We start from the raw sequence: 18,183 nt of genomic DNA, 5'->3' as shown, positions 1-18,183 counted from the left end.
GAGAGGGCGCCCGAGGGTCAGGCCCGCGACGCGACGCGACGCGACGCGAGGGCGGCCCGCCGCCGTCGGCTGCTCTCGACGTGCGCCGCGGCGAGCTCCGCGGCCCGGTCGCCGTCCCGGGCACGGACCGCGTCGAACAGCGCCACGTGCTCGTCGGTGACGTCGGCGAGGTCGTCGTGCTGCGACAGCGCCCAGCGCATCCGGCTGCGGATGCCCTGCATCATGCCGTCGAGCAGCCGGTTGCCCGCGAGCGCCGTGACGATCTCGTGGAAGTCGGCGGCCGAGCGGCGCGACCCCACCGGGTCGGCCGCGCGCGCGCCCTCCTGCTCGCGGTCGAGCGCCGCGCGCAGACGCTCCAGCCCCGGCGGCTCGTGGCGCTCGGCGGCGAGGCGGAACGCGAGCGGCTCGAGCACGGTGCGGACCTCGTCCAGGTCGGCGAGGTCGGCGTCGGTGAACGCCCGCACGACGGCCCACGTGTGCGGGCGCAGCGCGACGAGCCCCTCCCCCTCCAGGACCTTGAGCGCGTCGCGCACGGGGATGCGGCTCACGCCGAACCCGGCGGCGAGGTCGCGCTCGACGAGGCGCGAGCCGGGCTCGCGCACGCCGTCGAGGATCTCGTCCCGCAGCCGGGACGCGACCCGCGCGGACTCCAGCACTCGCTCCTCGGCTCCGGCCACGCGTCGATTCTCGCACCGGCCCGGGTGCCGTTGAGAGCCCGCGCGGACCGTGCGAGGGTGGACGGGACCGCGTCGAACGAGGGAGTTCCGATGACGAGCACCACCCGTACCCCCGCCCGCGCGACCCAGGGCAGGGTGCGCAGCGCCCGGCTCGCCGGGGCGACGGCCCTGGCCGCGGGGATCGCGCTCGCGGCGCCCGCCGCGGCGGTCGTGCCCGCCGCGGCACCCGCCGACGACGGCTACGAGGTGATCCTCGACGGCACCCCGGAGTCGTTCGACGCGTGGGAGTACGCGGGCGACGGCGGGTTCGACCGTCTCGACGACGGCACGGTGCGCAGCCGCGCCGGAGCGGGCGGCGGGTTCGGGACCCTCTGGTACCCGGTGCGTCAGTACGGCGACTTCTCGATGGTGGTCGAGTTCCGCGACGACGCCCCCGGTGACGCTCGCGCGAACAGCGGGATCCAGGTGCGGTTCCCCGACCTGTCCGGTCCGGTCGAGGGCTGCCCCACGACGTTCAACGGCAACGAGACGGGCAACCTGTCGTGGATCGCGGTCAACTGCGGCCACGAGATCCAGGTCAACGACTCCCCCGAGGGCGGCTCCAACGACCCCCGCAAGACGGGCTCGGTCTACGGGTTCGCCGACCTCGGCCTCGACGAGGCCCGGCCCACCGCGAAGGGCACGTGGAACGAGCTGGAGGTGCGCGTCGTCGGGCAGCACTACACGGTGATTCGCGACGGCGTGGTCATCAACGAGTACGAGAACCTGCCGGGCGTGCCGTTCCCCGACCGCCCCCTCGACCCGGACTCGAGCTCGCGCGGGCTCGTCGGGTACGTCGGCCTGCAGGCGCACGGCTCCGCGCCGGACGTCGTGTCGTTCCGCGAGGTGCGGGTCCGCGAGCTGCCGCCCGTCCACGTCGAGGCCGACGCGCGGTGCCTCGGGGGGACGGCGCACGTCGCCGTCCGCGCCGAGAACGTCGGGAGCGTCCCGCTCGACGTCACGCTCGGCACGCCCGCCGGCGAGCGCACGTTCGACGCCGTGGCGCCGGGGCGCAACGCGTACCGCGCGTTCAGCGCCCGTGCGGCGTCGGTCGACGCGGGGACCGCGACGCTCACGGTCCCCGGCGCCGACGGCCCGGAGGTCGTGGAGACGCCGTACGAGGGCGTCGACTGCTAGCTGCGGGACGTGCGCCCGACGAGCGCGCGGAACGCGAGCGTGAAGCTGACCACCGCGACGAGCGCGATCGCGGCGACGCCCTGCCACAGCGCCGTGGCGTCCCAGCCCTCCATGATCAGCGAGCGCAGCGCGGCGAGGAGGTAGGTCACCGGGTTGTACCGCGCGATCGTCGCGAGCCATCCCGTGAGCGCGTCGAGCGGGAGGAACGTCGTCGTGAGGAAGGCGAACGGGAAGAACAGCAGGAAGCTCGAGTTCACGGCAGCCGGGTTGCCGGTGCGGAGCGCGATCGCGTAGGGGAAGCCCGTGAAGGCGAGGCCCCAGAGTCCGGCGAGCAGCAGGAAGAGCAGGACGCCGGGCACCCCGGTCGCGAACTCGACCCCCAGCGCGAAGCCGAGCACCAGCACGGGGACTGACAGCGCCACGACGAGCACGAGGTCGGCGACCATGAGCCCGAGCAGGAGCGCGGTGCGGTGCATCGGGGTGAGCAGGAGCCGGTCGAAGTACCCGTCGGTGATGTCGGTGACCAGCGCGCTGGCACGGGACACGCCGGTCACGGCGAAGACGATGGCCACCGGGATCTGGAACGCCTGGAAGTCGCTCACCCCCGTCGCGGTGGCGACGTCGGACAGCGCGCCGACGTTGACGACGAAGAAGAACAGGGGGATGACGAGCGCGGGGACGATCGCCTCCGGCTCCCGCGGGATCTGCCGCAGCGCGCGGATCGCGACCGAGGTCAGGTCGCGCCAGAACCCGGCGGGTCGCCCCGTGATGGTGCGGGCTGTGGTCGCGGCGCGCGACGTCGTCCCGGTCATGAGGGCTCCTCTTCGCCGTCGAGGATGCGCTGACCGGTGACACGGAAGAAGACGTCGTCGAGGGTGGGGCGGCGCAGCGTGAGCCCGTCGACCGGCACCCCTGCGCGGTCGAGCGCGAGGGCGACCGGGCTGATGGCCTGCGCACCGTCGGTGACCGCGACGACGAGCCGCCGCTCGTCGACGTCGATGGAGTCGATGCCGCCGAGACCGTCGAGCGCGGCGCGGGCGCGGTCCGGGTCGGCAGAGGTCTCGACGACGACGAGGTCCGTGCCGACCGTGCTCTTCAGCTCGGTCGGCGTGCCCTCGGCGACGATCCGACCCCGGTTGATGATGCCGACGCGGCGAGCGAGGGCGTCGGCCTCCTCCAGGTACTGCGTGGTGAGGAAGACCGTCATGCCGAGCTCGCGGTTGAGCCGGCGGACCTCCTGCCACACCGCGGCGCGGCTCGTGGGGTCGAGGCCCGTCGTCGGCTCGTCCAGGAAGAGGACCTCGGGGTTGTGGACGAGCGCGAGCGCAAGGTCCAGGCGGCGCTTCATCCCGCCCGAGTACGTGCCGACGCGCTCGTCCAACGCGTCCCCGATGTCGATGAGCTCGCGCAACGCCGCCACCCGCTGGTCGACCTCCCGGGAGGTCAGCCCGTAGAAGCGTCCTTGGAGGCGCAGCATCTCGACGCCGGTCTGCTTGTCGTCGAGCGCGGCCTCCTGGAGGGCGGCACCGATCCGCAGCCGGACGGCGGTGGGGTCGCGCGCGACGTCGTGCCCGGCGACGACCGCGGTCCCGGCGGTCGGGGCGAGGAGGGTGCACAGGATCCGGGTCACGGTGGACTTCCCCGCCCCGTTGGGGCCGAGGAACCCGTATACCTCCCCGGCCGCGATCTCGAGGTCGACGCCGTCGACGGCCTGGTGCTGGCCGAAGCGGCGCTCCAGGCCCCGCGCGGCGATGGCGGCGTCCGGCATGGTCTCCTCCTCCGTGCCCGGCGGCGGCCGCACCACGGACCCCGCACATCCCTCAGTCTGCTGAGGAATGTGCGGGAGCGCTCGGGGAGCGCACGGCGCGCGCGCCCCACGACCCCGGGTCAGATCTCCGAGCCCGCACCCACCGAGACCTCGACGTGCGCGGCGTCCCCGAGGTCGCGCGTCGCGACGACGACGCCGCGCTGCCGGTAGTCACCGGTGCGCAGGGTCGCCGGCACGGGCGCGAGCGCGTCCGGGCCGCTCCCGGCGCGCACCTGCACGCCGTCCCCGGTCGCCGTGACGCGGTAGGCCACGCGGCGCGTGCGGCCGCCGAGGTCCAGGTCGACGGCGAGGCCGTCCGCCGCCGCGGGCAGCACCGGGTCGACGACGATCTCCCCGCCGCGCTCGGTCAGCCCGAGGACGCCCTGGACGAGCTGGCGCAGGTAGATGCCCGGGCCGCTGGAGTACACGCGCCACCCGCCGCGCACCCCGACGCTCCCGTCGCGGAGCCCGTCGAAGTCGCGCGCGAAGCTCTCGCGGTCGGGGAAGTCCGCGTCGCTCGACGAGAAGTAGGCGTTGCGCTGGCGCCGGGCGGCGTGCGCGAGGCGCCGGCCGAGGTCGACCGGGCTGATGCGCAGCAGCTCGTCGAGCGCGCGGCCGCGACCCAGGGCCGCGAGCGCCTCGACGTAGCGGATGTGCGCGTGCACGTACATGAGGCCGATCTCGCGGCCGACGTTCGCGGCTTGCTCGGCGCGCAGGAACGTGCGCGGCACACCCTCGTCGAACGCGGCCGGGTGGTCCATGAGGCGCACGCCGTCGGGGAAGTGCAGGTGCTCCAGCACGAGGCGCTCGTGGTCCGCGGCCTCCTCGGGCGTGAGGATGCCCGCGATGATCGACTGCGTCATGGGGATGAGGCGGTACCGCATCCCGGAGACGGTGTCCGACGGGTGGATGACGAGCTCGTCGCCGTCGGCGCCGTGGCGCACGTACCCGGCGAGGACGCCGTCCACGAGGGCGCGCTCGCGCAGGTCCGCGCGGACCTCCGCCGCGAGCGCGCCCGCGCGCCCGGAGAGCGCGGCGAGTTCGTCGCGGCCCGCGGTCGTGCGGGCGAGCAGCTCCGCGGCCTGCACGAGCAGCGCGGAGGTCCACGTCGACGCCAGGTCGGTGCGCATCCGCGGGTCTGCGGGCTGCAGCGTGTCGTCCCAGTCGCCCTCGCCGTAGGCGGGCAGCGCGGTGCCGGGCAGGCGGTCGCGGTCGAGGTGGTCGAGCAGGCGGGCCACGTGGTCGCGGACCGTCGCCGCGGCGTCGGGCCCCGAGGCGGCCGGGCGGCGCTGCTCGTGGTCCCAGAACGGGACGTGCTCGTCGAGCACGGCGAGGTCGCCGCTCGCCTCCAGGTACTGGGCGAGCGCGAACAGCGGCCACACGACGACGTCGCCGTGCGAGGAGTCGTTGTACCGCTCCGCGTAGGCGTCGAACATGAACCACTGCGGGAACTCGCCCCACGTGTGCTGGTGGGCCAGGACGCGCAGCACGATCTCGCGCGCGACGTCGTGGCGCCCGCCCGCGAGCGCGAGCTCGAACGGGCCCTGGCACACGTCGCGCGTGCCCCACGCCGCGCCCGAGTACTGCTCCAGGCCGTGCGGCACGAGGAAGTGGATCAGCGCGTCGTGCGCGTACCAGGGCACGAGGAGGTCGAGCTCCTGCGTCTCGACCGTCGCGTGCGGCGCGAACCGCAGCCCGCGCACGACGCCACGGACGGTCTCGACGTGGCGCGCGAGGGTCGCGTCGACGTCCGCCAGGGGGTCGTGCGCGCCCACGAGGAGCCCGACCGCGGCGTCGGTCCCGCGCAGCGAGCCGGTGAGGGCGAGCGTGAGCGACCCGGTGCCGGTCGTGCTCGTCAGGCGGCGGGTCGTGCCGGACGCGGCGTCCCCGGCGCCCGCCTCCGAACCGTCCTCCTCGACGACGAGCCGCGCGGACGACGCCAGGGCGTACCGCAGGTCCGGGTAGTGCGCGTCGACGTCGCCGCCCGGCACGGGCCGCACCACGACGGCGTCGCCCGGGGCCGCGGGGACGTGCTCGGCGAGCCAGCCGCCGGCCTCGTCCTCGAGCTCGAGGGTCGCGGTGACGTGCAGCGGGCGCTCGCAGCGCACGGCGACGTCGATGCGGTTCTCGCGGTCGTGCGCGACGGTCCGCACGTCGACCCGCCCGAGCGGCGTCTCGTAGCGCCAGCGGACGCCGCCGACGTCGAGCACGAGCGCGGACGGCAGGCCGAGGAGCCGGGGCCCGCGGCCGTCGTCGACGAGCACGCGCAGGCCGCTGCTGCGCATCAGGTTGAGGTGGTGGCGGTGCACGGTCGCGAGGCGGTTCGCCGTGGTGTTGCCGAGCACGACGTGCGACGCGAAGACGCCGGGCGCGAACGCCGTCGTGGAGAGGACGTCGTCCGTGGGCAGCACGTCGTCGCCCGCCTTGAGCACGTGCCCGTGCGAGCGCTCGGTCACGGTGTCCTTGCGCGCGTCGACGACGTGCGTCCCCGTCGCGGTGAAGAACGACAGGAGCGTGCCGTCGGCGTCGCGCTCGGGCAGGAGCACGTCGTCGGCGGCAAGGCCGACGGCGGCGAGCAGCCCGGCCTCGTCGAGCTCGTCGCCCGCGAGGAGCGGCGCGTCGCGCAGCGCGGAGGCGGTCGGCGTGAAGGGCGCGGTCGGGCGGTCGGCGGCTGCGGCCGCGACCGCGGCGGCGGCCCAGCCGGCCACCTCGTCGAGGTGGGCCGCGAGCGGCCCGGGCGCGTCGGCGTCGACCACGGTCACGGCGTGCACGACCGCGGTCCCGGCCGTGAGGTCGAGCGGGTGCGAGACGAGCGTCGGCATCGCGTACTCGTACTGGAGCACGCCCGGCTGCACGGGCCCGAGCAGGCCGTGCGGCAGCCCGTCGCGGCGCGAGCGCGCGGTGAAGACCTGGAGCGAGTCCGTGAGGTGCGCAGCGGCGCCCTCGACGAGGAACGTGACCGCGAGCGGGAGGCGCGGCTGCGCGGACATGGTCTGCCGGCTGACGAGCACGGTCCCCGCGTCGGGGTGCTCGAGCGCGCGGTGCAGCAGGTACTGGCACACGTACGGCTCGCTCGACAGCGCCGCCGCGGGCGGAGCGAGCGCGAGGTCCTGCGCGTGCACGACGTCGTAGCGCGTGCCGTCGTCCGTCGCGGGGCCGACCGTGAGGTCGACGCGCCAGACGAGCGCGCGCCCGTCGAGCGTGAGCGCGACGCGAGTGGCGAGCCCGAGCGCGGCGCCCGACCACACGACGCGGTCGGCGCCGACCTCGACCGCCGTCACAGCGGGGGCCGAGCCGGTGAGTCGCGCGACCTCGACCGTGCCGTCCGGGCGCGTGGCGCGCAGCAGGATCCCGCCGGGCATGCGGTCGTGCTCGCCCGGCAGGTACTGGTTCACGAGCAGTCCGTCCGTGCTGACGGCGCGCACGTCGCCGCCGCCGGTGAGCTCGACGGTCAGGCCGCCCGAGGTGAGCGTGGCGCGGGCGGGGGTCTCGGTCGCGGTGAGGGTCACGCGGTCTCCTGCTCGGTGGTGCGGGGCTCGGGTGCTGCGGGCGACGTGCCGTCGGGGCGCAGCAACGCGAGGAACTGGTCGAAGAGGGCGACCATGTCGACGTTGTCGGGGTCGAGCAGCCACTGGAGCTGCAGGCCGTCCATGACGGCGGAGAAGAGCTGGCCGATCGCGGCCGGGTCGACCTCGGGGCGCAGCTCGCCCCGGGCGACGGCGTCCTGGAAGCGGGTGTCGTCCTGGTGGCGCAGCGCGCGGTAGCGGTCGCGGACGACGTCGTGCGCGGGATGGGTCGCGTCGGTCGCCTCGGCGGCGACCACCACGTGGAGGGACACGAGGCCGGGGGTCTCGGCGTTGCGGCGCACCTGGTCGCGGATGGTGGTCAGCAGGTCGGCGCCGGCCGCCTCGTCCTCGCCGCGGCGCACCCGGTCGCGGCGGTCGCGCTCCTCCAGGGTCGCCGTGAGGAGGCCGGCCTTGCTGCCGAAGTGGTGCAGCAGCCCGGCCTCGGAGATGCCCACGCGGGCCGCGATCTCGCGCAGCGAGCTCCCGCGGAAGCCCTGCTCGCCGAACACCTCGACCGCCGTGCGGAGGATCTCACGCCGGCGCTGCTCGCCGCGGACGATGCGGCGGTCGGGGAGGCCCGCCGCCGTCGTGCCGCGAGCGCCCGTCGCGGTCGTCGTCCCCGGGCCCCCGGCCGTCCCCGTCGTGGCGCCGCCACCTGCGGGGTCGCTCTCGTTCATCACCGTCTCCTTCGGCAGGTCTGTCGGCGCCAACGGTACGGCCTGGACGCCCCGGTTGAAAATACTAACCGAGCGCACGCTAAGGTAGTTTCCACAGCGGCTCACACGGACGAGCCGACTGCTCGATGAGGAGGATTGCTCATGAAGCTCGGACGCAAGGCGGTCGCCATCGGCGTCGTCGGACTCCTGGCCCTGACCGCGTGCGGTCGCGCGGACGACGACTCCACGGGTGGTGAGACCAGCGCCGGCTCCACCACGACGGTGGACGACGCGCCCGCGGAGGGTGACATCACGATCTGGGCGATGGGTGAGGAGGGCGAGAAGCTGCCCGACTTCGTCCAGGGCTTCACGGAGGAGAACCCCGACGCGAACGTCGAGGTCACCACGATCCCGTGGGCCGACGTCATGACGAAGTTCCAGACCGCCGTCGCCGCGGGCACCGTGCCCGACGCGATCATGATCGGCTCGTCCTTCATGCCGACGATGGTCGCGACCGGCGGCCTCGCCCCCGTCCCCGAGGGCCTCGTCGACAACGACGACTTCGTCGAGGGCGCCGCCGCCTCGACCGTCGCCGACGGCGTCGCGTACGGCGTGCCGTGGTACGTCGAGACGCGCGTCCTGTACTACCGCTCCGACCTCGCCAAGGCCGCGGGCGTCGAGGCTCCCACCAGCTGGGAGGAGCTCACCGCGTTCGCGGAGGCCATGAAGGCCAACGGCTCGACCTACGGCCTCCAGCTCCCGATGGGCGACGCCGAGGACTCGACGCAGGTCATCCTGCCGTTCTACTCGCAGGCCGGCGGCTCCGTCCTCAACGAGGCCGGCGACGGGTTCGACCTCGACAACCAGGCCATGGTCGACGCCCTCGACTACTACGCGTCCTTCTTCACCGAGGGCCTGTCGCCGCTGTCCGGCTACGGCGACTCGCAGAACAGCGCGTTCGTCGACGGCTCCGACCCGGCGTTCATCTCCGGCCCGTGGATGGTCAACGTGCTCGCCGACCTCCAGGGCGAGGACTGGGTCGAGCAGAACGTGGCCACCGTGCCCGTGCCCGCCGGCTCCGCCAACAACGACTCCTACATCGGCGGCGCGCACCTCGGTGTCTTCGCCGAGGCCAAGAACGCCGACGGCGCCTGGAAGCTCATCCGCTGGCTCTCCGAGCCCGAGACGCAGCAGGCGTGGTTCGACGCGACGAGCGACCTGCCCGCGCTGAACAGCGCGTGGGACTACGAGGCGCTCACCTCGAACCCCCGCACCCAGGTGCTCCAGGAGCAGCTCGAGAACACGATCGCCCCGCCGACCGTCCCGAGCTGGGACGAGCTCTCGGCCACCATCGAGACCGAGGCCGAGAAGGTCGCGAACGGTCAGGTGACCTCCGAGGACGCGGCGAAGGCCATCCAGGCCAAGGCCGACACGCTCGGGCTCGGCTGGTAACAGGGCCCGTCAGTCATGACCACCACCACCGAGGGACGGCGCCGGCGTACGGCCGGCGCCGTCCACCGGCGACGGCAAGCGCTCGTCGCCTGGCTGTTCGCGCTCCCGTTCGTCGCGGTCTTCACGGTCTTCATGCTGGGGCCGCTGCTCGCGTCGTTCGGGATGTCGTTCTCGGACCTCACGATCCGTGACATCAAGACCCCGTTCGCGGTGAACTTCGTCGGGATCGAGAACTTCACCGGCGTCTTCCAGGACGAGCTGTTCCGCAAGGCGCTGGTCAACACCTTCTACTTCGTCCTCGTCGGCATCCCGCTGACGATGGTGCTCGGCCTCGCCCTGGCCGTCGCGCTCAACTCGGGCATCGAGAAGTTCCGCAGCGTCTTCCGCGTCGGCTTCTACACGCCCGTCGTGACGTCGATCGTCGCCGTGGCGGTCGTCTGGCGGTTCATCCTCCAGGACTCCGGCCTCGTCAACACCGTGCTCGGCTGGGTCGGGATCGACGGCCCCGACTGGCTCAACGACAGCACGTGGGCGATGCCGTCGATCATCCTCATGGCCGCGTGGCGCAACATGGGCACGCTCATGATCATCTTCCTGGCCGGCCTGCAGGCGATCCCGCGCGACGTCTACGAGGCGGCCGAGGTCGACGGCGCCGGCTCGTGGCGGCGCTTCCGCTCCATCACGGTCCCGCTGATGCGCCCGACGCTGCTGCTCGGCGCGGTGCTGCTGTCGGTCGGCTTCCTCCAGGTGTTCGAGGAGCCCTTCGTCATGACCAAGGGCGGCCCGGTCAACTCGACGCTGACCATCAGCTACTACGTCTACAACCAGTTCGGGTACGGCAACTACGCGTTCGCCTCCGCAGCCGCGTACGTGCTCTTCGCGCTGATCGCCGCCCTCGCCGCCGTCCAGTTCCGCCTGCTGCGGTCGAAGGAGGATTGACATGACCGTCACGTCCTCGCGGACCCCCTCCGCGACGTCGGCCCCCCAGGACGCGCCACGTCGTCGCGCACGACGCCCGATCCGCTGGTCGCGCGGCGCCACGTACACGGCGCTCGTCGTCGGGCTGCTCCTGACGCTCATGCCGTTCATCTGGATGGCGCTCGGCAGCTTCAAGACGCAGGGCGAGCTCCTGCAGCGGCCCATCACCTGGTGGCCCGAGAACCCGACGCTCGACAACTACGAGCGGTGGCTGTCCCAGCTCAACTACGGGCAGTACTTCACCAACTCGATCGTCGTCGCCGTCGTCGTGGTGCTCGGCAACATCATCTTCTGCTCGATGGTCGGCTACGCCCTCGCGAAGATGCAGTTCCCCGGCAAGAAGGTGCTGTTCGCGCTCGTCATGCTCACGCTCATGGTCCCGGGCGTCGTCACGCTCGTGCCGATGTTCGTGCTCGTGTCCAACATGGGGCTCGTCAACACCTACCCGGCGCTCATCCTGCCGTTCCTCGCCGGCCCGCTCGGCGTGTTCCTCATGCGGCAGTTCATGCTCGGCATCCCGGACGCGCTCATCGAGGCCGCCCGGATCGACGGCGCGGGCGAGTTCCGGGTCTTCTTCCGGATCGTGCTCCCCCAGTGCGGGCCGCCGCTCGCGACGCTGAGCATCCTCACGTTCCTCGGGTCGTGGAACAACTTCCTGTGGCCCCTGGTCGTCGCGCAGACGGAGAACATGTACACCCTCCCCGTCGCGCTCTCGCTGTACTCGGTCGGCTCGAACGGCACCTACTACGGCCTGCTCATGGCCGGGTCCGTGCTCGTCGTGACGCCGATCCTCATCCTGTTCCTGTTCCTGCAGCGCTACTTCGTGCAGGGCATCGCCATGACCGGCATCAAGTGACCGGCGACCGACGAGGAGTGCCTGTGTCGATCACCTTCCCCGAGTCCTTCGTCTGGGGCGCCGCCACGGCGGCCCACCAGATCGAGGGCAACAACGTCAACAGCGACTGGTGGGCGCGCGAGGTCGACCCGGCCTCGACCCTCGCCGAGCCGTCGGGCGACGCCGCCGACTCCTACCACCGGTACGCCGACGACATCCGGCTGCTGGCCGAGTCCGGGCTCACCTCATACCGGTTCTCGATCGAGTGGGCGCGGATCGAGCCGGCCGAGGGCCGCTTCTCGCGGGCCGAGGTCGACCACTACCGCCGCATGATCGACTGCTGCCTCGAGCACGGGGTCACGCCGCTCGTCACGCTGCACCACTTCACGTCGCCGCGCTGGTTCGCGGAGGACGGCGGCTGGACCGACCCGCGGTCCGTCGAGCGGTTCGCTCGGTACGTCGAGCACGTGCTGCCGCTGCTCGACCGCGCGTCGCACGTGTTCACCATCAACGAGCCGAACATCCTCGCGATGATGATCACGGCCGCCAAGGGCACCGAGCAGCTCCAGGCCGGCACGATGCACGCGCCCGACCCGGTCGCGACCGAGCACCTCATCGCCGCGCACCGCCGGGCCGTGGAGCTCGTGCGGACCGTCGGGGTGCCCGTCGGGTGGCCCGTCGCGCCGCAGCAGTTCTTCGCCGACCCGGGCGCCGAGGAGGTCCTCCGCGAGTACGCCTACCCGCGCGAGACCGTCTTCCTCGAGGCGTCGCGCGGCGACGACTTCGTCGCCGTCCAGGCCTACACGCGCACGCGCATCACCGTCGACGGGCCGCTGCCCGCCCCGGAGGACTCCGAGAAGACGCTCACCGGGTGGGAGTACTACCCGGCCGCCATCGCGGAGGCCGCGCGCCTCGGGCACGAGATCACCGGCCTGCCGGTCCTCGTCTCGGAGAACGGCATCGCGACGGCGGACGACGCGCGCCGCATCGACTACACGCGCGACGCCCTGCGCGCGCTGCACGCCGAGATGGAGGCGGGCCTCCCGCTGCTCGGCTACCTGCACTGGTCGCTGCTCGACAACTACGAGTGGGGCTCGTACGCCCCGACGTTCGGTCTCGTCGCGTGGGACCCGGAGACCTTCGAGCGCACGCCCAAGCCCAGCCTCGGCTGGCTCGGCGGCGTCGCCCGCGGGACCGTCTCGCTCGACGACTGAGCGCACGCACGGCGGCCCGGTCCGGACCTCGCGGTCCCGGCCGGGCCGTCGTCGTCCGGGGAGGTCCGGTCGCGACCCGGGGCCTCGCTACGATCCGAGGTCGGGGCACGCTCCCCGGCCGGACCGGCCGCGGGTCGCACGACGGACGGAGGGCTCGGATGGCGGCGTCGCAGCCGGGTCGGCAGGGCGTCCCCCTCGCCCGGGTCGCGGCCGACGCCGGGGTGTCCGTCCCCACGGTGTCGAAGGTGCTCAACGCGCGCCCGGACGTCTCGGCGGCGACGCGCGAACGGGTCGCGGCCGTCCTGCGGCGGCACGGCTACGAGATCCGGCCCCCGACGTCCCGGCGGACGGGGCTCGTCGACGTCCGGATCGTCGACTTCGAGGGGCCGTGGTCCGAGGCGGTCGTGCGCGGGGCGGTCGCCGAGGCGCGGCGCCTCGGGCTCGACGTCGTGCTGTCCGTCGAGCTGGACCCCGACGACTGCGGCGCCTGGGTCCGGCACGCGCTCGCCCGGGGCACGGACGGTCTCGTGAGCGTCGTCGCCGTGCCCGACGCCGAGGCGCGCGCCGCGCTCGCCACGGCCGGGGTGCCTCTCGTCGTCGTCGACCCGCGCCGCCGTCCGCCCGAGGACGTGCTCAGCGTCGGCGCGGCCAACTTCCAGGGCGCGCTCGAGGCGACGGCGCACCTGCTCGCCCTGGGGCACCGACGCATCGCGACGATCACCGGCGTCCCCGAGCAGGACAACGCGCTCGCCCGCCTCGCGGGCTACCGCGCCGCGCTCATCCAGGCGGACGTGCCCGTCGACGACGACCTCGTGCGCCTGAGCACCTACGGGGTCGCCGCGGGCTACGAGGAGACGCAGCGGCTGCTCGCCCTCGACGACGCCCCGACGGCGATCTTCGCGTGCAGCGACGACACCGCGCTCGGCGCGCTGCGGGCGCTTCGCGAGGCGGGTCGCTCCGTGCCGGACGACGTCTCGCTCGTCGGGTTCGACGACCTGCCCGTCGCGCCCTGGACCGACCCCCCGCTCACCACGGTGCGTCAGCCGCTCGTCGAGATGGGCGCCTCGGCCGTCGCGCTCGTGCACCGGGCACGCAGCGCGAGCGGCCGCACCCTGCGCACGGAGCTCGCGACGAGCCTCGTCGTGCGCGCGTCGACCGCCGCGCCGCGCGCCTGACGCGCGCGGCACGGCGGTCGGCCGCGGTGCGTGGGGTCAGCCGCAGGAGACGCCCGCGTAGCGGTACGGCAGCTCCTGGACGGTCGCGCCGTCGTCGGACGTCACCGTCACGGTCGCGGTGCCCGACGGGATCTCCGCCGTGCGCGCCGAGAACGCCCGGTAGGTGCTGCGGTGCGGGGCGACGTCGTCGTACGACCGCGTCCCGTACGGGGTGGCGAGCTCCACGGTCGTGCGGCCGTCGGACGTGCTGGTGGCGCGCACCGCGACGGCCGCCCGGTTGCCGAGGCAGCGCGCCTCGACCTCGACGTCGGCGCCCACGCCGGGCGTGAGGTCGGCGACGGCCGAGAAGGTCTCCGCCTCCATGAGCGGGCGCAGCGCCTGCTCGAGCCGGTCGTCGACGAAGTAGTCCTTGAGGCGCGAGTCGTCGAGGACGTTGCCGATCGCGGCGACGATCATCGCCTGGTCGAGCGACAGGTAGCGCTCGGCGACCGTGCCCGAGCGGACCGCGACCGAGTCGTAGAACCCGCCCGGCCCGTACGCGTCGAGGTCGTCCGCGAGGTGGGCCAGGTTGTCGAGCACGCCCTCGGTGTCGTACGCGAGCCCGAGGAACGACGCGTGCGGCGTCACGACGCCGTCACCGAACTCCGGCGCCGGGTTCGTGGCCTCGCGGCAGCCCTCGAAGCCGAGGTCGACGTCGGTCTCGCCGTCGGACAGGTAGCCGTCGGATCGCAGACCGATCGCGTCGACGCCGTACTCCGCGTACCCGCCGAAGGGGTTGCTCGCGGGCGAGAAGCCCCAGGCCCCGTACCCGGCCTCGTCGAGACCGTGCTCCTTGTGCGCGCGCACCACGAGCGGGTGGTTGACGCCCCACGACGTCGGGCCCCACTCCGCCTCGGGGACGAGCATGTCCGGCATGAGCGCCTCGAACATCGATCCGCCCCAGCCCGGCACGACCGCGAGGTCGCGGTAGCGGTACGCCCCCTCGAACACCGGGACGCCCAGGTGCTCGCGCGTCTCGCCGACCGGCTTCTGCTCCTGCCAGGACCAGTCGCACGTGTCCGGGAACGTCCGGTAGCTCGCGTAGTAGGCCTCCGGCGGCACCTCGCCCTCGGCGATGCCGAGGTAGGTCGCGATGCGCGTCTCCGAGACCGTCGTGTCGTAGTTGTGGCACGTGTAGTAGACGTCGGTCCCCGTGCCGAGGTAGTCCCCGGCGACCGAGCACCCGGGCGGCTCCTCGTCCCAGAACCCGCCGCGCAGCAGCCCGACGCCGAGGTCCGGGCGCGCCTCCGCGTTGTAGAACGCGCCGAAGTGCATGCCGTCGTAGACGGCCAGCGCCTCCTCCGCGAGGCTCGGCTCCGCCTCCGCGACGACGCGCAGGCCCGCGGCGAGCCAGCCGTTGTCCACCGAGCTGAGGAACTGGTGCACCGGGTTGCCGTCGTCCGGCCACGTCTCCACCCGGTCGCCCGTCGCCGGGTCGTACCAGTTGTAGAACATGCCGCTCGCGTCGTGCCGGTCGAGGGACGCGACCGTGTCGATCGTCGTCGCGAGGCGGTCGCGCGCCTCGGCCTCGTCGACCAGGCCCAGGTCGCGCGCCACGACGGTGGACCACAGCCAGCCGCCGATGTTCGTCGGCGACGTGTACGCGCTGCTCGACGCCGGGTCCAGATCGCCCTCGATGTTGTCCGCGGGCAGGCCGGTCTCCTCGTCGGTCATGGCCTCCAGCGAGGTGTAGGTGTCCTCCAGGTACGTCTCCAGCGTCGCGCGCTGCGCGCCCGTCAGGGCGGGCTGCCCGACGGCGGGCGTCGCCGTCGCCGGGACGCTCGCCGTGCGCGGGGCGCCCTCGGCGGCGGCCGGGGCGCTCTCGGCCGCGGCCGGGACGGCGAGTCCCGCCGCGAGCGCCAGCCCGCCGACGAGCCCGCCGGCGACGAGGCCCGTCGCCCTGCGTCGGCGCCGTACGCCCTCGCACGCGCGGTCGGTCGATCCATCCATCAGGCACTCCTTCGTGTCGCGGCCCCGAAATTTCGGCCGAACTTTCCGAATGGGGGCGGAGAGAGTAGCCCTCGGTCGAGCAAGGGTCAACGGCTCGCCCGGAGCCGGCGCACGACGGCGGAGGCGTGGCGGGCGGCGGCCCGCGCGGAGCGGGTACACGAACGTATAACGCGGGGTATACACGCCGGAAACGCGGGCGCGACAGGATCGCCGCCATGCACCTGACGCCCGCCGACACCGAGAAGCTGCTGCTCGCCGTCGCGGGCATGGTCGCCCGTGACCGGCGCGAGCGCGGCGTCCTGCTCAACTACCCGGAGACGGTCGCCCTCCTGACGACGTGGGTGATCGAGCGGGCCCGCGAGGGGGCCGCCGTGGAGGAGCTCATGGTCTCCGGGCGCGCCGTGCTGGGCCGCGACGAGGTGATGGAGGGCGTCGCGGAGATGCTGCCCGACGTCCAGGTCGAGGCGACGTTCCCCGACGGGCGCAAGCTCGTCACCATCCACCAGCCCATCGCCTGAGCCGGTCCCGGCGACGCGACGCACGACGAGAGGACGGCGAGGCATGGCAGGCATCAGCACCTCGGGACCGGGCGCGATCCGGCTCCGGGAGGGCGCGGAGGACGTGCCGCTCGTCCTCAACGCCGACCGCTCGGACGACGAGCGCGTGACCCTCGTCGTGACGAACACGGGCGACCGGCCCGTGCAGATCGGCTCGCACCTCCACCTGCCCGACGCCAACGCGGCGCTCGACCTCGACCGCGCGGCGGCGCACGGCTTCCGGCTGGACGTGCCGTCCGGCACGTCGCGGCGGTTCGAGCCCGGCGCGTCCGCCGAGGTCCAGGCCGTGGCGCTGCGCGGCCGACGGCGCGTCCCCGGGCTCCAGCGCGGCAAGCCCGACGGCGGCGCCCTGGACCCCACCGCACCCGAGGAGGACTGACGCATGGTCGCGATCTCCCGCGAGCGCTACGTCGCGCTCTACGGCCCGACGACGGGCGACCAGGTGCGCCTCGGCGACACGGACCTGTGGATCGAGGTCGAGGAGGACCGCACCTTCGGGGGCGAGGAGGTCGTGTTCGGCGGCGGGAAGTCGCTGCGCGAGTCGATGGCCCAGGGCACGACGACCCGCGCCGAGGGCGCGCTCGACACGGTGATCACCAACGCCGTCGTGCTGGACTGGTGGGGCGTCGTGAAGACGGACGTGGGGATCCGCGACGGGCGGATCGTCGCGCTCGGCCGCGCGGGCAACCCCGACGTCGCGGACGGCGTGCACCCCGACCTGCACATCGGCCCGAGCACGGACGTCGTGAGCGGCGAGGGCAGGATCCTCACCGCGGGCGGCATCGACTCGCACGTGCACCTCATCTCGCCGTCGCAGGTCGTCGAGGCGCTCGCCACGGGCATCACGACGGTCGCGGGCGGCGGCACCGGCCCGAGCGAGGGCACGAAGGCCACGACGGTCACGCCCGGCGCCTGGCACCTGGAGGCGATCCACCGCTCGCTCGACCGGCTCCCCGTGAACGTGCTGCTGCTCGGCAAGGGGAACACCGTGAGCGCCGAGGGCCTGCGCGAGCAGGCGATGGCGGGCGCGGGCGGCTACAAGGTGCACGAGGACTGGGGGTCCACGCCCGCGGCCATCGACGCCGCGCTCCGGGCCGCCGACGACTGGGGCCTGCAGGTCGCGCTCCACTCCGACTCGCTCAACGAGGCGGGCTTCGTCGAGTCGACCCTCCGGGCGATCGGCGGCCGCTCGATCCACGCGTTCCACGCCGAGGGCGCGGGCGGCGGGCACGCGCCCGACATCCTCACCGTCGCGAGCCACCCGAACGTCATCCCCGGCTCGACGAACCCCACCCTCCCGCACACGGTGAACACCGTCGCCGAGCACCTGGACATGCTCATGGTGTGCCACCACCTCAACCCGCAGGTGGCGGAGGACCTCGCGTTCGCCGAGTCGCGCATCCGCGGGACCACGATCGCCGCCGAGGACGTGCTGCACGACCTCGGCGCCATCTCGATCACGTCGTCCGACGCTCAGGCCATGGGGCGTATCGGCGAGGTCGTGACGCGGACGTGGCAGGTGGCGCACGTCATGAAGGCGCGGCGCGGCCCGATCCCCGGCGGCGCCCCCGGGCCCGTCCTGCCGGCCGACAACCTGCGCGCCCGGCGCTACGTCGCGAAGTACACGATCAACCCGGCCGTCGCGCACGGGATCGACGCGTACGTCGGGTCCGTCGAGCCCGGCAAGCTCGCCGACCTGGTGCTGTGGGAGCCGAAGCTGTTCGGGGTGCGGCCGAGCGTCGTCATGAAGGGCGGCGCGCTCGTGTGGGGCGCGCTCGGCGACCCCAACGCGTCCATCCCGTCGCCGCAGCCCGTGCTCATGCGGCCCGCGCTCGCCGACGCGATCGGGGCCGACGTGTCCGTGTCGTTCGTGTCGCCCGCCGCGCTCGACGACGGCCTCGCGGAGCGGCTCGGCCTCGCCCGGACGCTCCTGCCCGTGGCCGGGACGCGCGACGTCGGGAAGGCGCAGATGCGGAACAACGACTACCTGCCCCGGATCGACATCGACCCGGAGTCCTTCGCGATCGAGGTCGACGGCGAGCTCGTCGTCCCCGCCCCCGCCGACCGGCTGCCTCTCGCGCAGCTCTACTCGCTGTTCTGA

15 protein-coding genes are annotated in these 18,183 nt (G+C 73.7%); 9 read left to right on the top strand and 6 right to left on the bottom strand.

The genetic code is table 11. The features are described 5' to 3' along the window. Positions 1 to 17 precede the first annotated feature (17 nt). Positions 18 to 677, bottom strand: a complete 660-nt coding sequence (locus BXA05_RS04960) for a GntR family transcriptional regulator (protein WP_076404185.1) — start codon at positions 675 to 677, stop codon at positions 18 to 20. Between the two features lie 90 nt (positions 678 to 767). Here BXA05_RS04960 and BXA05_RS19250 point away from each other — a divergent pair, with 90 nt between their 5' ends. Further along, positions 768 to 1,853, top strand: a complete 1,086-nt coding sequence (locus tag BXA05_RS19250; RefSeq protein WP_083711489.1) for a 3-keto-disaccharide hydrolase — start codon at positions 768 to 770, stop codon at positions 1,851 to 1,853. On the opposite strand, the gene BXA05_RS04950 is transcribed toward BXA05_RS19250, so the two are convergent. The 4 genes from BXA05_RS04950 to BXA05_RS04935 all read right to left on the bottom strand — a co-directional run bounded on the left by BXA05_RS04950 (position 1,850) and on the right by BXA05_RS04935 (position 7,903). Next, positions 1,850 to 2,665: an ABC transporter permease gene (locus BXA05_RS04950; RefSeq protein WP_076404184.1), complete on the bottom strand. Its 816-nt coding sequence runs from the start codon at positions 2,663 to 2,665 to the stop codon at positions 1,850 to 1,852. The genes BXA05_RS19250 and BXA05_RS04950 overlap by 4 nt on opposite strands. Continuing rightward, complete coding sequence (locus BXA05_RS04945) at positions 2,662 to 3,621, bottom strand: efflux ABC transporter ATPase subunit, DrrA-related (protein WP_076404578.1); 960 nt, start codon at positions 3,619 to 3,621, stop codon at positions 2,662 to 2,664. The genes BXA05_RS04950 and BXA05_RS04945 overlap by 4 nt, the downstream gene beginning before the upstream one ends. A 119-nt stretch (positions 3,622 to 3,740) precedes the next feature. Further along, positions 3,741 to 7,169 (bottom strand): GH36-type glycosyl hydrolase domain-containing protein, encoded by a 3,429-nt coding sequence (locus BXA05_RS04940; protein WP_076404183.1) that lies wholly within the window; start codon positions 7,167 to 7,169, stop codon positions 3,741 to 3,743. Next, positions 7,166 to 7,903 carry a TetR/AcrR family transcriptional regulator gene (locus BXA05_RS04935; RefSeq protein ID WP_082774551.1) on the bottom strand — a complete coding sequence of 246 codons (738 nt, stop codon included), beginning with the start codon at positions 7,901 to 7,903 and terminating at the stop codon, positions 7,166 to 7,168. Before BXA05_RS04935 ends, BXA05_RS04940 begins: the two co-directional genes overlap by 4 nt. A 141-nt stretch (positions 7,904 to 8,044) precedes the next feature. On the opposite strand from BXA05_RS04935, the gene BXA05_RS04930 reads away from it, so the two are divergent. The 5 genes from BXA05_RS04930 (at position 8,045) to BXA05_RS04910 (ending at position 13,536) form a co-directional block, all read left to right on the top strand. After that, the gene (locus BXA05_RS04930) at positions 8,045 to 9,334 is read left to right on the top strand and encodes an extracellular solute-binding protein (RefSeq protein ID WP_061268126.1); all 1,290 of its coding nucleotides are present in this window, start codon (positions 8,045 to 8,047) and stop codon (positions 9,332 to 9,334) included. Positions 9,335 to 9,349: 15 nt separating this feature from the next. Then, complete coding sequence (locus tag BXA05_RS04925; protein ID WP_021481814.1) at positions 9,350 to 10,273, top strand: carbohydrate ABC transporter permease; 924 nt, start codon at positions 9,350 to 9,352, stop codon at positions 10,271 to 10,273. A gap of 1 nt (position 10,274) precedes the next feature. Beyond that, positions 10,275 to 11,168 (top strand): carbohydrate ABC transporter permease, encoded by an 894-nt coding sequence (locus tag BXA05_RS04920; RefSeq protein WP_076404182.1) that lies wholly within the window; start codon positions 10,275 to 10,277, stop codon positions 11,166 to 11,168. Between the two features lie 23 nt (positions 11,169 to 11,191). After that, on the top strand, positions 11,192 to 12,361 hold the full coding sequence (locus tag BXA05_RS04915) for a glycoside hydrolase family 1 protein (RefSeq protein WP_034653879.1): 1,170 nt from the start codon (positions 11,192 to 11,194) through the stop codon (positions 12,359 to 12,361). A gap of 158 nt (positions 12,362 to 12,519) precedes the next feature. Beyond that, entirely contained in the window at positions 12,520 to 13,536 is a 1,017-nt protein-coding gene (locus tag BXA05_RS04910; protein ID WP_076404180.1) for a LacI family DNA-binding transcriptional regulator, read from the top strand. Positions 13,537 to 13,572: 36 nt separating this feature from the next. Here the strand turns inward: BXA05_RS04910 and BXA05_RS04905 are convergent, their stop codons facing one another. Then, positions 13,573 to 15,525, bottom strand: coding sequence for a glucoamylase family protein (locus BXA05_RS04905; protein ID WP_076404179.1), 1,953 nt, complete (start codon positions 15,523 to 15,525; stop codon positions 13,573 to 13,575). 215 nt (positions 15,526 to 15,740) lie between these two features. On the opposite strand from BXA05_RS04905, the gene BXA05_RS04900 reads away from it, so the two are divergent. Genes BXA05_RS04900 through BXA05_RS04895 form a run of 3 tightly spaced genes read left to right on the top strand, consistent with a single transcriptional unit; the run spans position 15,741 to position 18,183 of the window. After that, positions 15,741 to 16,043, top strand: a complete 303-nt coding sequence (locus BXA05_RS04900; protein WP_043654671.1) for an urease subunit gamma — start codon at positions 15,741 to 15,743, stop codon at positions 16,041 to 16,043. 43 nt (positions 16,044 to 16,086) lie between these two features. Then, on the top strand, positions 16,087 to 16,461 hold the full coding sequence (ureB, locus tag BXA05_RS20420; protein ID WP_086150101.1) for an urease subunit beta: 375 nt from the start codon (positions 16,087 to 16,089) through the stop codon (positions 16,459 to 16,461). A gap of 3 nt (positions 16,462 to 16,464) precedes the next feature. Then, positions 16,465 to 18,183, top strand: coding sequence for an urease subunit alpha (locus BXA05_RS04895; protein WP_244550386.1), 1,719 nt, complete (start codon positions 16,465 to 16,467; stop codon positions 18,181 to 18,183).

The organism is Cellulosimicrobium funkei (assembly GCF_900155925.1).
GTDB lineage: Bacteria > Actinomycetota > Actinomycetes > Actinomycetales > Cellulomonadaceae > Cellulosimicrobium > Cellulosimicrobium funkei.
This window is presented reverse-complemented; position numbering and strand designations above follow the sequence as displayed.

Excerpts from the sequence above, each read along its gene's own strand:
- BXA05_RS04925 (WP_021481814.1), top strand. The coding sequence starts at position 9,350 with ATGACCACCACCACCGAGGGACGGCGCCGGCGTACGGCCGGCGCCGTC.
- BXA05_RS19250 (WP_083711489.1), top strand. The coding sequence starts at position 768 with ATGACGAGCACCACCCGTACCCCCGCCCGCGCGACCCAGGGCAGGGTG.
- BXA05_RS04920 (WP_076404182.1), top strand. The coding sequence starts at position 10,275 with ATGACCGTCACGTCCTCGCGGACCCCCTCCGCGACGTCGGCCCCCCAG.
- BXA05_RS04935 (WP_082774551.1), bottom strand. The coding sequence starts at position 7,903 with ATGAACGAGAGCGACCCCGCAGGTGGCGGCGCCACGACGGGGACGGCC.
- BXA05_RS04905 (WP_076404179.1), bottom strand. The coding sequence starts at position 15,525 with ATGGATGGATCGACCGACCGCGCGTGCGAGGGCGTACGGCGCCGACGC.
- BXA05_RS04950 (WP_076404184.1), bottom strand. The coding sequence starts at position 2,665 with ATGACCGGGACGACGTCGCGCGCCGCGACCACAGCCCGCACCATCACG.
- BXA05_RS04910 (WP_076404180.1), top strand. The coding sequence starts at position 12,520 with ATGGCGGCGTCGCAGCCGGGTCGGCAGGGCGTCCCCCTCGCCCGGGTC.
- BXA05_RS04930 (WP_061268126.1), top strand. The coding sequence starts at position 8,045 with ATGAAGCTCGGACGCAAGGCGGTCGCCATCGGCGTCGTCGGACTCCTG.
- BXA05_RS04945 (WP_076404578.1), bottom strand. The coding sequence starts at position 3,621 with ATGCCGGACGCCGCCATCGCCGCGCGGGGCCTGGAGCGCCGCTTCGGC.
- ureB (WP_086150101.1), top strand. The coding sequence starts at position 16,087 with ATGGCAGGCATCAGCACCTCGGGACCGGGCGCGATCCGGCTCCGGGAG.
- BXA05_RS04895 (WP_244550386.1), top strand. The coding sequence starts at position 16,465 with ATGGTCGCGATCTCCCGCGAGCGCTACGTCGCGCTCTACGGCCCGACG.
- BXA05_RS04900 (WP_043654671.1), top strand. The coding sequence starts at position 15,741 with ATGCACCTGACGCCCGCCGACACCGAGAAGCTGCTGCTCGCCGTCGCG.